The following is a 14,774-nucleotide window of genomic DNA, read 5'->3' as shown; positions in this document are numbered from 1 at the left end:
CGAGGGTTCGCCGCGACTGGCTCCGCCCTGTGTGGATCGCGTATCCTGTGGGCAGACAGGCGCTGCAGGCGCAAAGCGCCGGTCAGCTGCTCCCATGAATTTTTCTTATCCGGACACTTCAATGCGACGTCTTCCGCCGCTCAACGCTTTGCAGATTTTCGAAACAGTCGCGCGCCATCGCAGCTTCACGCGCGCCGCCGACCATCTGTGCCTCACGCAAGGCGCGGTGAGCCGGCAGATCATCGCGCTCGAGGATTACTACAAGTTCCCGCTCTTCAAGCGGCACGCGAAAGGGCTCACGCTGACTGCCGAGGGCGAGATGCTGCTGCCCGCGGTGAAGGAAAGCTTCGCGCGCATCGAGGACATTTCGCTGCGGCTCACGCGGCAGCGCACGGACCTCGCGTTGAAGGTGCCGACCTGCGTGATGCGCTGGATGCTGCCGAAGATCATGCGCTTTCAGACCGAGTATCCCGATCTGCATGTGCAGATCACTACGACATGGCAGCACGACGTCGATTTCCAGCTCGAACCGTTCGACGCGGCCATCATTTACGGCTCGTCGCCGGGCGCGGACGTGCAGTCGGTGCCGCTTTTCGAGGAGCGTCTCACGCCCGTGTGCGCGCCTGATCTGTTGAAGGACAAGCCGCTCGCCGGGCTCGGCGATCTCGCGCGTCATACGCTGCTGCATCCGACGCGCGATCATCGCGACTGGAAAATGTGGCTCGCCAAGGTGGCCGAATCAGACCCGGCCCATGCGCGCGCGATCGACGCCGAACACGGCCCGAGCTTCGACACGCTCGACATGGCGACCAACGCGGCGTTGCAGGGCTTCGGCGTGGCCATCAGCGATCTCGCCTTGATCGATGAAGACGTGGCCGCGCGGCGTCTCGTGCGGCCTTTCGATACGGTGCTGAAGACCGGCTGGCGCTACTACTTCGTCTATCCGGACTCGGTTGCCCATCAGCAGAAACTCAACCTGTTTCGCGACTGGATCGCCGCGCATTGGGAAGAGTAGGCGCGCAAAAGCGCGCGACGCGTGCAATCCGTCAGGGCGCGAACGACAGGAACAGGTAGGCGGCGAACAACGACAGGTGCACGGCGCCCTGGAGGATGGTCGTGCGTCCGGTGCTGAGCGTCAGCGTGCCGACCAGCAGCGTGAGCAACAGGAGGACCGTTTCCTTGCCGTCGATGCCGAGCACGAGTGGCTGGCCCGTCGACAGAAACACGGCCGCGACGGTCGGAATGGTCAGGCCGATGCTGGCGAGCGCCGAGCCGAGCGCGAGGTTCAGGCTGTTCTGCAAGCGGTCCGCGCGCGCTGCGCGGACCGCGGCGAGGCCTTCCGGCAGCAGCACCAGCGCGGCGATCACGATGCCGACCACCGCGGGCGGCGCGCCCGCGTTTTCAACCGCTGTCTCGACGACCGGCGACAACAGCTTGGCGAGCAGCACCACGGCGACGAGACACATCAGCAGGAGGCCGCCGCTCGCGAGCGCGAGCCCGGCGCGAGGCGGCGCGGCATGCACGTCTTCGTCGGGCACGCCGGCGAGAAAGTAGTCGCGATGTCTGACCGTCTGCACGAACACGAACACGCCGTACAGCACCAGCGACGACACGCCCGCGAACGCGAGTTGCGACGGCGCGAGCATGGGGCCGGCGCTCGTCGTCGTGTAGTTCGGCATGACGAGCGTCAGCACCGAGAGGGACGCCAGCACGGCGAGCGCCGCCGCTGCGCCGCGGATCTGAAAATCCTGCTCGCGATGGCGGATGCCGCCCACCAGCAGGCACAGTCCCACGATCCCATTGCAGACGATTATGACGGCGGCGAACACCGTGTCGCGCGCGAGGCCGGCTTTCTCAGGACCGGAAGTCAGCATGACCGAAACGATCAACGCCACTTCGATGACGGTGACCGCGATCGCGAGCACCAGCGTGCCGAACGGTTCGCCGACGCGGTGCGCGACGACTTCGGCGTGATGCACGGCCGCGAACACCGCCGAGCACAGCGCGACGCCCACCAGTGCGAGCAGCAGGCCGTTGCCCGGCAACGCGTAGGCTGCGCCGAGCACGATCCACGCGATAAACGGCACGGCCAGAGTCCAGCGGGGCAAGACGGTCGCGCGCGTGGTCATCGGCTTCCTTGGTTTTTGCTTGTTCTTGATGGGGTGAAGAGGGGCGGGTTGGGGCTTGCGGCCTTGCGGTTGCCGTTTGCGCTGAGGCTCGCGGCTCGTGACTGACGGCTCACGCTCACCGCTCAAAAAACGACAACCGTCTTATCCAACGCTCTTTACGTCTCGCGGATGCCGGCGCCCGCCGACCGAACGCTGTGCCTCCGCTTCCCGTCGGGCCGGCGCGCTCGTCACTGCCCGTTATTGCCCGACCGGACGAACCGTCAACGCATTCTTGACCGACGTCACGCCTGCTACGCCTTGTGCCGCTTGCGTCGCCAGGTCGATTTGCGACTGATCGGGCACCGTGCCTGCCAGCGTTACCGCGCCGCCGCGTGCGCGCACGCTGATGTTGGCGACGGAGACGCCCTTGGTCTTGGCGAGCGCGCTGCGGACCTTGCGGCCCAGCGCACGGTTGGCCGCCTTGGCCTGCTTGCCGGTCGCCGCGGACGATGCCGCCGCTGCCGGTGCGGCCGCCGCGTCGCTGCTTTGCGCGGATGCGTTGAGCGAAGCCAGGACGATCAGCGCGCCGCCGACCATCTTCATTGCCGTGGATGCTTTCATGCTTGTTTCTCCTTGTCGTGAATAGGCTTGTCCCCTGGCGGGGACCGTCTGCTTGCACTGCGGGTACAGCGGAAAGGAATGCGAAGGACTGTGCTGCGGATCTTGCGAATGCTTCAGACTGACAGGCTCAGCGAGGCTGCTGGCGCGGGCCGAAGCCCACGCGCCCGGCCAGGGCTTCCTGCGGGCCGGAAGGACACGATACTCCTGTTGGTTCCAGAATGAGGTCGCCGGTGCCAGGAAATGAGGCGTCGGTACAACGGTCGCCCATCGCGCTCGATGTCCTGGCGCAGCGCCCGGCGCCCCCGAAATCGCGGAAGGGCGTGGCGTTTGCTGATAATGCATGCACCGAGGCATCACTCCGGGCACAGCGGACACGGACTGGGGTCAAACCGAAGCACAACCGAAGCACAAACCGACACATCGACAAAGGCTCAACGCATGCGCAAACCGCTGCTTCCCATCATCCCGCTGTCGCGTGACGATTTGCCCGTCGGCGCGACGGAGCTCGCGCGTTTCATGATCGGCAAATACCTCGTTCACGATGCACCGGAGGGGCGCATGAGCGGCCGGATCGTCGAGACGGAGGCCTATCCGATCGGCGATTCGACGAGCCACGCGTTCATTGGACGCCGCCATTACAACGGCTCGCTGTTTCTTGCGCCGGGCCATGCATACGTGAGGCTGACCTACGGAGTTTCGTACATGCTCAATATGTCGGCGGAAGAAGCGGATGTGGGCGCCGGTGTGCTGATTCGCGCGGTGGAGCCGCTCGAAGGCCTGCCGCTCATGGAGGCGCGGCGCCCCGGCGTGCCGCTGCGCGACCTGGCGCGCGGGCCCGGTCGCCTGACTACGGCGCTCGGCATCGGTCCTTCGTTCGACGGCTGGGATCTGTGCGCGGGCCGCGATCTGTGGGTCGGCGTGATAGAGAAGGGCGAGGGGCCGATCGGCGTTACCACGCGCATCGGCTTGTCACGCGAGATGCATCGACCGTTGCGCTTTTTCGAGCCCGGCAGCGCGTTCGTGAGCGGACCGCGCAAGCTGCTTATCGCGCCTCACGCCGACTTGGGCGAGGGCGCGCCGATCTGACCGCCGCGCCGTCCGGCGGCGACAGGATCGGCAAATATGAGCGGCCATTTCATGAGTTCGCCCAGCGCCCGGCTGTCTTTCTGCCCAACTATTACGTTTGCCATGCCCCTTGCATCGGCGCGCCGGCAATTTCGTCGCACTTTTTCAGTTGGGGCAATTATGTATCTCACAAATAGGGGTTTTCCCTTGGTGGGCCGGTGACTAGACTGGAATCACTCGCTTCCACATGGTGTGGCAAGCGCGGCAAATAAAACCAAGTCTGGAGGTAATAATCATGAAATCGCTTATCAAGGCAGTCGCTATTGCAGCCGTTCTCGCCGCTCCGGTCGCGTCTTTCGCGCAATCGAGCCAGCAGCCTGTCACGCGCGCCGAAGTGCGCAACGAGCTGATCCAGTTGGAACGAGCCGGCTATAACCCCGCCGTGAGCAACGACCCGTACTATCCGGCCGACATTCAGGCCGCCGAACGTCGCGTGCAGGCGGAGAACCCGGCCGTCGCGCAAACGCAGCAGCCGGTTGCCGATACGAGTGGCTACGGCGGCGCGACGAGCGGTTCGTCGCAATCGGGCGCCGTGCGTGAGCCGATGACCGGTCCGAAGTCGGTGTACTTCGGCAACTAAGCAGCAGATAAGCCGCAGATAGGCGGCAAATATGCGGCAAATAAGGGCGGGCGAGCCGAATCGTGAGCCAGCGCGCCGTGCATGAGCGGCGCGCGGCTACATGGAGAGAGTGCGGCGGACTTCAGCGTCGCCGCATCTCGTGCGCGGTCGCACGTTCGCCCTTGCGCGAGCAAGTGTCAGAGAGCAGATCCCGGCAGGCCCGGCATTCCGAGAGCCCACTGCAACAAGGGGCCGTCCAGAATTCGAGGAACCTCCGCTGCCGCAAGGTAGCTTGGCCCAACCGCTCAGCGATTGGGCTTTTTTTGCGGCCGATGCCGCCACGACACGCGTCAAGAGACGCACCGGGACGCGCGCGCGGACGAGCGAGCGGGACCGGTCAGGGACGCTCGCCGTGAATGTAGAACTCGAGTTGCTGAATGGTGAATTGCTGTTCGGCGATGATGTTCTTCACCAGGTCGCCAATCGACACCATGCCGACGAGCCTGTCGTTCTCGATCACCGGCAAGTGGCGCATGCGCCGCTCCGTCATGAGCGCCATGCAGTCGTCGGTGGTCTGGTCGGGGCGCACGAAGCGCACCGCTTTGCTCATGATCTCGCGCACCGGTGTGGCCTTCGACGAGCGGTCCATCAGCACGACCTTGCGCGCATAGTCGCGCTCCGTGACGATTCCCGCGATGGTGTCGCCATCCGTTACCACGAGGGCGCCGATGCCCTTGTCGGCCATCAGCTTGATTGCTTCGTACACGGAGTCGTCGGCTCCGATGGTGAAAACGGTGGTGTGGTTCGGTTTCGTTTTAAGAAGCTGTGCAACGGTTGTCATGGAGCGGCTCCGTTTCGCAGTGCAGCGCGCCGGCGCGGCGGGCTGTCAGGGACAGGCGATTCCAGTATAGGCGCGACGCGCCAGCGAGTGTGTCCGGGAATACCTGGAGCGCGCAAAGCCCGCAATTCATGTAGCGCAGCGCATGTATTGCGACGTTTGCGTCGACCTCTTTCGCGCTTTCGTGGTGCATGATCCGTGCGCCATGCATGGGCATCCGGGTGCGGTACGCCGATTAGCGGTAAACTCCTGTCCGTACCTAATCCCCGGTTTCATCGGGTTCATGTCCAGCACCACTGTCTAACGCCATGCTCACGTCTCACGATCCGTCGCCTGCGGCAGACGGCGCAATCACAGGCGAATGCGTCGTTCTCGACGCCACCGCCACGCTTCCCACGCGCTACGGCACGTTCACCTCTTACGTGTTTCGCGTGGTCGAAAGCGGCGCCGAACACCTTGCCCTGGTAATGGGCGACGTCGCCGACAAGTCCTCGGTGTTGACACGTTTGCACTCCGAATGCCTGACGGGCGACGTGCTCGGCTCTTACCGCTGCGACTGCGGCGAACAGCTCGACCTCGCGCTGCGCTACATCGCCGCGGAAGGCTGTGGCGTGCTGCTCTATCTGCGCGGGCACGAAGGCCGCGGCATCGGTCTGTCGAACAAGATCCGCGCGTATGCGCTGCAGGAGCAGGGGCGCGATACGGTGGAGGCCAACCTCGACCTCGGTCTACCGGACGACTCGCGCGAGTACGACTCGGCCGCGGGCATTTTGCGCACGCTGAAAGTCACGTCGGTCCGATTGATGAGCAACAATCCCGACAAGTTCGACACGCTCTCGAAGCACGGCATTCCGGTGTGCGAGCGGGTGGCGCTCGCCATTCCGATGCGCGAGGAAAACGAGCGGTATATCCGCACCAAGCAGGTTAAGTTTGGGCATTACTTTGATGAGAATGAATAGCACGGATATGGCATTTCTCCGCTGACTTCCAGAACGAGCCAAAACAGTCCGCAAAAGCCCCGGAAAATCCGGAATTATGCGAATCAGATAATCCGTAAGGAGTTGACGACCTTCCACTGCCGCGTCGATGTTGTAATGAAAAAGTAAGTAAAAAATATTCAAAAACTTACTAAAGTTTTCTCACGTTGGGCCGACATTCGTAATGCGGGCGCATGGGTCAATAGAACCCACTCCGCACAAGAATCAACAAGAACCAAACGAGAGAGTCTGTCCGACGGGGTTGCATGGAAGGCCGGTATTATTTACGGCTCCCGATATATGGGAGCCGGCGCGCGATGGTTCGCGCTACGCATTTCCTTTTCCTACTGTTTGCTGCTGCACCGCTGATGGCGAGTGCGGCAGGTATTGTCGTCGACGGCGGAACTGCGACGACGGTTTCGACTGCCACAAATGGCCACCAAACCGTTAATATCGCTCCGGCATTTGCGGGCGTTTCCAGCAATACCTACACGAGTTTCAGTGTCGATGCAGCCGGCGCTTCGCTGAACAACGTCGGTATTAATGCCCGAACGATTGTCAATCAGGTCACCAGCACCAATCCCAGCATTATCAGTGGGCGTATCGACGTACTCGGATCTCGCGCCAATGTGATATTGGCCAATCCCAACGGCATTACGGTGAATGGCGGTTCATTCATCAATACGGGCCGCGTGGCGCTGACCACCGGACATGTCAGTTTCAAGGACACGGTGCCGGTGGCCGGACTTCCCGAACGCGACATCGTGCTGGATACGAGCACGGGCACTATCGTCGTCGGTCCGCAGGGCTTGTCGGGTGCATTGATCGGCCTCGACCTGATCGCGAAGAATCTGCAGATCAACGGGCCGCTTGCCAACACCTTCACGTCGCAAACGGCCGCGATACGGGCGGTCGCGGGCAACAGCCATGTCACGCTGAATACAGCCGTCTCGCCGACCGACAACGGCAACGACTGGCTCACGCTGAGCGCCCCGACGACGCCCGCCACCGCGAACTCCTTCGCCATCGACATCACGGCAGCCGGCAGCCTGACGAGCGGCCGCGTCCAGCTGATCGTTACCGACAAAGGCCCGGGCGTACGCAGCGCCGGACCGATGAATGCGACGCTGGGCGACTTCACGCTGTCCTCTAACGGTTCGGTGCAGTTTTCGAATACCACGCTTACCGCGCAGAACAATCTCGATCTGCAGGTTCAGGACGGCATTGCGCTGACCGACACGAAGCTCAAGACGAACAACGGTTCGGCCACACTTGCCGCGAGCGGCGCCGTGTCGCTGACGGGCAGCAGTCTGCTTGCCGCGACGGGTATCAATATCAGTGGTGCGGGGATCGCCCTGACGCAGGACGCCGCGGCGCAGTCCGTCGTGGCGTCGACCAACAGCGGCGTCGTGCTCACGAGCACCGGCGACATCACGAACTTCGGCTCGCTCATCCAGGGCCAGCAGACCAACACGCTCGACAGCGCATCGCTCGGCGCCGTGACGTTGAACGCGACGGGCAACATCTGGAACCACTCGACCGCGGACAGCAAGCTCGCGGTGCTGTTCGGCGCGGCCGGGGACGTGTCGGTCACGGCGGGCGGCTCCGTGACCAACCAGAACGCCCGCATCCTCTCCAATAAGGCCCTGACGATCACCGCCGGCGGCGACGTCAACAATATCGTCGATCATTCCAGCGGTACGAACGGTGGCGCGCCGGTCGGCTACTCGGACCGTAGCTGGCGGCTGTTGTTCGTCGAGCATCGCGAAAGCGGCTTCGACGTCGATTACGGCGCAATTGCCGATCCCCTGAAGCTTTCCTACATCACGGCCGACGACGGCAAGCTTGCCATTTCAGGCGCGAACGTGACGAACCTGGGCGGCTCGAAGGGTTCCGTTGCGGCGGCGGATGCCGTGACGGCGACGGCGCGCAACGACGTGTCGGTCGTATCGACCGGAAAGATCGCGAGCGGTACGACGGTTGACCGCGGGCAACGGTTTCTATAACGCGAGTCAGGTGCTTTCGGGCGGCGCACTCTATGTGTCGGCGCCGAACGTGACGAACGCGGCGAGTGGGCCGGCCCCCGCGAAAACCGGACACGAGGTAACGCTTAAACTTTGAGGTAGTCTTACGCCTATGTTTAAGCCCAGCTCTAACGTGGAACCGATTGAAGTTCTGACCCAGCCCGAACAGCGCCGCCGGCGCTCTGTCGAGGAGAAGCTCGCGATAGTGCGCGAGACCTTCGAGCCCGGAGCAAGCGTTTCCGGAGTTGCCCGTCGTCATCAGGTGAATGCAAACCAGGTGTTCGCCTGGCGCAAGCTCTATCAGGACGGAAGCCTGTCAGCAGTCAGTGCCGGCGAGCAGGTGGTGCCGGCGTCCGACCTGGCCGAAGCGATGAAGCAGATTCGTGAACTCCAGCGACTGCTGGGCAAGAAGACGATGGAAGTGGAAATCCTCCGCGAAGCAGTGGAGTACGGCCGGGCAAAAAAATTGATTGCGCGCTCACCATTGCTGCCGGGGGACGACCGATGAAGACGGTCTGCGAAGTCCTGGGTGTGTCGCGCTCGAATCTCGCGGTGAAATCAAAGCGCGACGCTGAATGGGTCGACAGGCGCAAGACGCCCGCCCGTGACGACATGCCGCTCGTCGCGGAGCTCCAGGAGTTGGTCGCTGATTTGCCAACTTACGGCTACCGGCGCACCTGGGCCCTGCTACGGCGAAACCGGGACGCACAGGGGCAGCCTCGCGTTAATGCAAAACGGGTTTATCGGGTCATGCATACCCACGGTCTGCTGCTCGAACGCCGCCCGCGCCATGCCCAGTCAACGCGCCGACACGACGGCAGGGTCGCGGTGGACCGGAGCAATGCGCGCTGGTGCTCGGACGGCTTCGAATTCCGTTGTGATGACGGCTCGCCGCTGCGCGTCATCTTTGCACTCGACTGCTGCGACCGGGAAGCCATGAGCTGGGCTGCGACCACTGGAGGCTATACCGGAGACATGGTGCGTGATGTGATGCTTCAGGCTGTAGAAAACCGTTTCGATGGTGCGCTGAAAGCCGACAACGAAATCGAATGGCTCAGCGACAACGGTTCCTGCTACATTGCCGAGGACACGCTGACGTTCTCGAAAAAAGTGGGCCTGAAACCCATCACGACGCCGGTCAGAAGTCCGCAGAGCAACGGCATGGCCGAGAGCTTCGTCAAAACGATGAAGAGAGACTACGTCTCGTGGATGCCCAAGCCGGACGCGAGAACCGCGTTGCAGAACCTGGCCATCGCGTTTGACCACTACAACGAGTCGCATCCGCACAGCGCCCTGAAATACTGCTCACCGCGCGAGTTTCGCCAGCGACCAAATTCACCAACCTAAGCGCGACCGCATGTCCGGTCATGCGGGGGCAAGTCCAGCGAGTGCGTCACTGGCTTCAACGACTACCACGACGATCAACGCCACGAACTTCACCAACGCGGGTCTGGTGAACGGCTCGACAACCAATGTCACGGTGGCGGGCGGGCTGAACAACAGCGGCGGATCGTTGATGGCGGTGAACAGCCTGAACATCAACACCGGATCGCTGAACAATCAGAACGGAATTATTTTTGCGGGCAATCCCAATGCGCCCGGTGGACCGACGACCGGCGACGTCTCACTGACGATCAACGGCGGCAACGGCTCCTTTTATAACCCGGGCGGCCAGTTGCTCGCACAGCGCAACATGGGCATTAGCGCGATGAACATGGCGTTTGATCCGTCGCAGGGGACAATCAGCCAGGGCGGGCAGCTTTCTATTACCGCCGCGTCGATCAGTAACACCGGTACCTGGAACTATGGTGGGCAGGGCGTGACGCTGACGGGCGTCTACGGCATCAATAACTACGGGACGATGACGGGGACCGCGCCGCTGACGCTGTCGACTAACGGTACGTTCACGAATTTTGGGCAGGTGACGGGCGGCGACGTGACGTTCAACGGGACGCTCAATAACGTTGCTGGGGCGGTGATGCATGCGGCAGACTCGCTGACGCTCAACGGCAACGTAACCAACCGGGGAACAGTCGAGAGCGCAGGTAACCTGGCGTTCAACGGAGGCGGCAACTACGACAATCAGTACGGGTTGACGCAGGCCAATGGCAGCATCGCGCTGAACACCGGTGGCACCGTGTACAACACGGTTGGCAAGATCACAGCAGGCGGCAACATCAGCATCACGGCCGGTGCTGTGATCAACGATGCACTTCAGGGTCCGACTCAAACCTACACAGAGCAGGTCAGCGCTTCAGCTGACCCTAATCTTTTGAACGGCATTGTCGTGGGCACGGTGACTGGCTGGGGCTGCACGCTCAGCCAGGGCGACTGCTATCTGGGCTCGTCCACGGCAACGGCGACAATCGCTACCCTCAAGCCAGATCTCACGAATGGGTATGTCGACGTGCGGAGCGGCGGCAGCACGTGCTATGGAGATGCAAGCGCCTGCCAATACGTTGAGGTCGGGAACACACTCAGTGGAGAACATCAGTATGTGTCCTTGCCGGGTATCGACCGGACCGTCACTGCGCCGGGGGCGGTATCTCCCGGCGTGATCGCGGCGGGTGGAACCGTCAACATCGTTGCAGGCACGTTGTCGAACGCGGGCAGCACAATCTCCGCGGGGCTGGACGTTAATCTTAACTTGCAATCGCTTAATAATGCGCCTATCGGCAACGCGACAGCAACCATTGTCGATACCGTCAATAAGGCCCAGCTGGATGCCTTTATGGCGCAAATGTATGCGATCGGGCTCGTCGGCATTTACGGTACGGTTCATGTTGCCATATCCGGCACGGTGGTGCCGGAGTCGACAGTGACGTTCGATTCTACGGCGAGCGTGCCTCCGAGTTCAATCAGTACGAACACCTCGTTCGGGTCACAAGGTCAGATTGTTGCCGGCCGGAACATGACTTTGTCGGGTGGGAATCTGGTTAACGGCGGCTTGCTTTATGCAGGCAATAACTTCAACGCCAGCGCCGCGCAGTCCTTCACGAATCAGGGGCAATACAACTCAGTCTCGACGACGCAGCCTGGCAATGCGATGCGCGGAGGCAATCCGGACTCGACGACATTCTCCTATGCTCAGCAAAGCGCAACAGTTTTTGCGGGCAATGACCTCGTTATCGCCGCAGGGCAGATTAGCAACACCTACGGTAGCCTGCTCGCGGGCCATAACATCGTCATAGGTGGCGTGGGAACCACAGCGACTTCGACAACGCCGGCGCAAACCCTGAATAACACGTCGGGCAACATTGTCGCGGGCAACGATATTGCGCTCAATGTTTCGGGCGCTATTACCAATACTCTACCGCCGCCCGTAACCCTTCACCAGAACTACGGTGCAACGGAGCAGTACAACGGCTGCATGACAGCCGGTGGATATAAGGAAAGCTACTGCGAAGGTTATGTCGACCAGCAATCGGGCAACTCGTCTGTGATCAGTGCTGGCAACAACTTGCAGATCAATGCGGGTAGCTTGACGAATATCGGCAGTCTGATTGCTGCAGGCACCACCGCTACGATCAACGTCGCTGGCCCGGTCGTAAACGAGGCTCAGACGCTGAACGCCTACTGGCATTCGCACTGGGTTCAGGAGACAGGTGATTTCAGCCCCGATAAGCGTCACGACGTGTGGGCCTGCGGTTCAGTGGCCCAATGTACGGCGCTTTACGGGAATGCCTACACGAGCGCTGGCGGCACGATCGATCCGCCGACCCCAGTGGGCAACATCGCCGCGACGATCCAGGCGCCGAATCTGTCGATCACCTCGACTGGAGAAATTCGGAACGTTGGCAATGTGATCGGTACGTATGTCTCTTTGACAGGGCAGAAGCTCATTAACGGCATCACTACGGCAAATACCTATACGCCGCGGGTCAATGCCCCGTCGCAAGTCATATCGTTGAGCCTAGTAAATTTGCCTGGGCTGCATCTGTCGACGCCGCGGTCCGTCGGTGGAGCGCTACCCACGCCCGTAGCAGGCAAGGCGTCATACGTTACCGGTACGCTGGATGGCTCGGCGCTCGGGGTAGTGGGTCCGCAAGCGCTGCTAAAAAACCTGCCGTCGAGCCTGCAGCCATCCTCGACGTTGTTCTACTACGACCCGCAGGCAGAAGACCTCATGCTCCAGCAGGCGGCGCTGCAGCAGACGGGGCAGGCCAGCTTTGTCAACGGGCTCTCTTACGACAGCATACGTAACCTGTCGGTTACTGACCAGGAAAAGGCGATCCTCTATCAGAACGCCATCGACTACGCGAAGCAGAACGATCTTCAACTCGGCAATGCGTTGTCGCAAGCGCAGATCAATGCGCTTTCCGAACCAATGTTGTGGTATGTCCAGCAGTCTGTGCCCGATCCAAGTTGCCTCTCGACCGGCGTAGTCGCTTGCCCGACTATTAGCGCGCTCATGCCGCAGGTCTACCTGCCGCCGAACTGGAGTGCGATGTCTGCCGGCGGCAACATCACCGGCCAAAACGTTTCACTTGATTTCAACGAGGGCGGGCAGGGAAGCATTCTTAACACAGGAAACATTGCCGCTTCGAATACGCTGACTGTCAATACCGGCACGCTGACCAACCAGGCGAATCAGGTAAACGTAGGAGATGTCTGGCAGTACATCGCGGCTACCGGCTACCTCAAGACGAGTGGCACGGAGGTTCAACCGGGCGGGTTCATGAGCGCGGCTGACATGAATCTGAACGTGCAGACGCTCAACCAGATTGGTGGAGCGTTGCAACTGCTGGGTAGCGACACAACGGTCAATGAGACGGGTACGGAGCAGTTGCTAGCCAGTTTGCAGCAACAACTCGGGACCAATTTCACGCAGACGACGGTTACCGACCACCTCGATACGAGCTTCACCGCGATGGGCGGGTTTGGGGCGGCGGAGATCGTCGGAATGGCCTTCGCTGTCGTCGTGTCGATCATGACGGCCGGCGCAGCGAGTGCGGCCATCGGGGCGACCCTTGGCACGACGGCCGGTAGCACGTTTGCGGCGGGAACTGCGACTGCCACTGCCGGACTCGGCAATATCGCGGTGTCAGCTGCGCTTGCGGGGTTCACGTCGAGCGTCGCTTCGCAACTGACGATGACCGGTAGCCTCAATTGGGGCAGTGCATTTGAGGCTGCCGCCGTGGCAGGCGTTACGGCGGGTTTGACGAATGGCATTACGTACAGTTCGGACAATGGAATTGGCTTTACGACCGGACCGCTTACGATCGGGGGCGCGACGAACTCGCTTGCCAGCCTCGCGGGGGTTAATCCATTGGCCGGAACCGGTGTGAGCCAGGCGAGCGCCTCAACGGCGACGACGCTCGGAACGCGTGCTCTTGCGATGCTGGGGGAGGCCGGGATTTCCGCTGGCGTGAGTGCAGCGATAGAGGGGGGCAGCCTGCTTGGCGCATTCCAGAACTCGCTGATTCAGGAGATGGCAGCGTCGGGCGCCTATGCTATCGGCGATGGCACGAGCCCTCTTTCAATCGAGAACATACTGGAACATGCGGTGCTGGGGTGTGCTGCCAGTTCGCTAAGTGGCACCGGATGTACGGGTGGCGCCATTGGAGCGGCGACTAGTGCAATGTTGTCGCCGCTTGCGATCATCGCTATGAGTCCGACAGGGGCGCCACTCACCGATGGCCAGGCGGCGGTCGTGACCGCACTGTCCATACTGACGGGCGGTGTTGCCGCTGGTCTCGCAGGCGGCGATGCGCAAGCGGGAGCGACGTGGGCCGAAAACGAAGCGACTAATAATTCCGAAAAACATACGGCTGACATCCTCAAGGCTTGTCTGCAGAGTTCGTTCTGCAGCGCAATGTTGCCCGCGCCGGCGAAGATCGCTGCAATCGGCTATGTCGCTAGTGCAACGGGCAGTTCGAAGGACGATTCCGGGAGCAACCTTCCGCAGCTACCGGATAGCCCAGGCAACAACGATGATGACCTAAGCGGCGGCTCGCAGGGACAACACGTCAGCGGCTTTGCCTTGGCCGGGATGCCTATTCCGGTCTGCGTACCCTACGCTGGTTGTACGTTTGTAATGGTGCCGGTACCGACGTCGGGTTCCTTGCCGAACATTGGTGCCATCTTTTCTACCGGTAATGGAAGCGATAGTGGGACCAGCGGCGATTCAACCAATAGTGCGAATAATGACGCGACGAAAGGAGGTGTGAACAGCGCCCCAAGCAACGTAAGCGGAGCGGATAGCGCCGCGAATGCGGCTAACAGTGTTCGGTTGAACAACCAACTGGCTGCAGAGGAGATCGCGAACGGTCATGCATTCGACAAGCACGTAATCGACCAGAATGAGTTTGGTGGCTCGATCACGACGCAACAGCAGTTCGCTAACCAGATTGAAAATATACTGAACAACCCTTCGGCGACGAAGCAGCTGAGCAACGGACGTTCTGCATATTGGGACGACGCTTCCGGTATGGTTGTCATCCGGAACCCCAACGCGGCTGACGGTGGAACGGCGTTTAAGCCGACGAATGGGAAGTCCTATTTCAATAACTTGAGGTAACT

8 protein-coding genes and 2 pseudogenes are annotated in these 14,774 nt (G+C 61.5%); 7 read left to right on the top strand and 3 right to left on the bottom strand.

Annotated elements, in window-relative coordinates; genetic code table 11:
• Window positions 1-121: 121 nt before the first annotated feature.
• Window positions 122-1,015 carry a LysR substrate-binding domain-containing protein gene (locus tag ACEN8U_RS09220; protein WP_310111145.1) on the top strand — a complete coding sequence of 298 codons (894 nt, stop codon included), beginning with the start codon at window positions 122-124 and terminating at the stop codon, window positions 1,013-1,015.
• 31 nt (window positions 1,016-1,046) lie between these two features.
• Here the strand turns inward: ACEN8U_RS09220 and ACEN8U_RS09215 are convergent, their stop codons facing one another.
• Window positions 1,047-2,129 carry an ionic transporter y4hA gene (locus ACEN8U_RS09215; protein ID WP_310111148.1) on the bottom strand — a complete coding sequence of 361 codons (1,083 nt, stop codon included), beginning with the start codon at window positions 2,127-2,129 and terminating at the stop codon, window positions 1,047-1,049.
• Window positions 2,130-2,366: 237 nt separating this feature from the next.
• Window positions 2,367-2,729, bottom strand: a complete 363-nt coding sequence (locus ACEN8U_RS09210; RefSeq protein ID WP_310111151.1) for a BON domain-containing protein — start codon at window positions 2,727-2,729, stop codon at window positions 2,367-2,369.
• A 438-nt stretch (window positions 2,730-3,167) separates the two neighbouring features.
• Here ACEN8U_RS09210 and ACEN8U_RS09205 point away from each other — a divergent pair, with 438 nt between their 5' ends.
• Together ACEN8U_RS09205 and ACEN8U_RS09200 are read left to right on the top strand one after the other, a co-directional pair.
• Window positions 3,168-3,815: a DNA-3-methyladenine glycosylase gene (locus ACEN8U_RS09205; protein WP_310111153.1), complete on the top strand. Its 648-nt coding sequence runs from the start codon at window positions 3,168-3,170 to the stop codon at window positions 3,813-3,815.
• A gap of 274 nt (window positions 3,816-4,089) precedes the next feature.
• Window positions 4,090-4,434, top strand: coding sequence for a DUF4148 domain-containing protein (locus ACEN8U_RS09200; RefSeq protein ID WP_310111155.1), 345 nt, complete (start codon window positions 4,090-4,092; stop codon window positions 4,432-4,434).
• Between the two features lie 376 nt (window positions 4,435-4,810).
• Here the strand turns inward: ACEN8U_RS09200 and ACEN8U_RS09195 are convergent, their stop codons facing one another.
• Window positions 4,811-5,254 carry a CBS domain-containing protein gene (locus tag ACEN8U_RS09195; protein ID WP_013592141.1) on the bottom strand — a complete coding sequence of 148 codons (444 nt, stop codon included), beginning with the start codon at window positions 5,252-5,254 and terminating at the stop codon, window positions 4,811-4,813.
• A gap of 305 nt (window positions 5,255-5,559) precedes the next feature.
• Between ACEN8U_RS09195 and ribA the strand changes: the two genes are divergently transcribed.
• The 4 genes and pseudogenes from ribA to ACEN8U_RS09175 all read left to right on the top strand — a co-directional run.
• Complete coding sequence (gene ribA / locus ACEN8U_RS09190; RefSeq protein ID WP_013592143.1) at window positions 5,560-6,210, top strand: GTP cyclohydrolase II; 651 nt, start codon at window positions 5,560-5,562, stop codon at window positions 6,208-6,210.
• Window positions 6,211-6,545: 335 nt separating this feature from the next.
• Window positions 6,546-8,168 (top strand): annotated as a pseudogene (locus ACEN8U_RS09185) (filamentous hemagglutinin N-terminal domain-containing protein); the annotation flags it as partial.
• Between the two features lie 226 nt (window positions 8,169-8,394).
• Window positions 8,395-9,599, top strand: a protein-coding gene (locus ACEN8U_RS09180) for an IS3 family transposase (protein WP_413657471.1) whose coding sequence is annotated in 2 segments (ribosomal slippage) — window positions 8,395-8,719 and window positions 8,719-9,599 — 1,206 coding nt in all. Because the reading frame shifts where the segments join, the coding sequence is not laid out codon by codon here.
• 37 nt (window positions 9,600-9,636) lie between these two features.
• Window positions 9,637-14,772 (top strand): annotated as a pseudogene (locus ACEN8U_RS09175) (beta strand repeat-containing protein); the annotation flags it as partial.
• Window positions 14,773-14,774: the final 2 nt, after the last annotated feature.

Origin of the sequence: Paraburkholderia phenoliruptrix (assembly GCF_047325075.1) — a bacterium.
GTDB lineage: Bacteria > Pseudomonadota > Gammaproteobacteria > Burkholderiales > Burkholderiaceae > Paraburkholderia > Paraburkholderia phenoliruptrix.
This window is presented reverse-complemented; position numbering and strand designations above follow the sequence as displayed.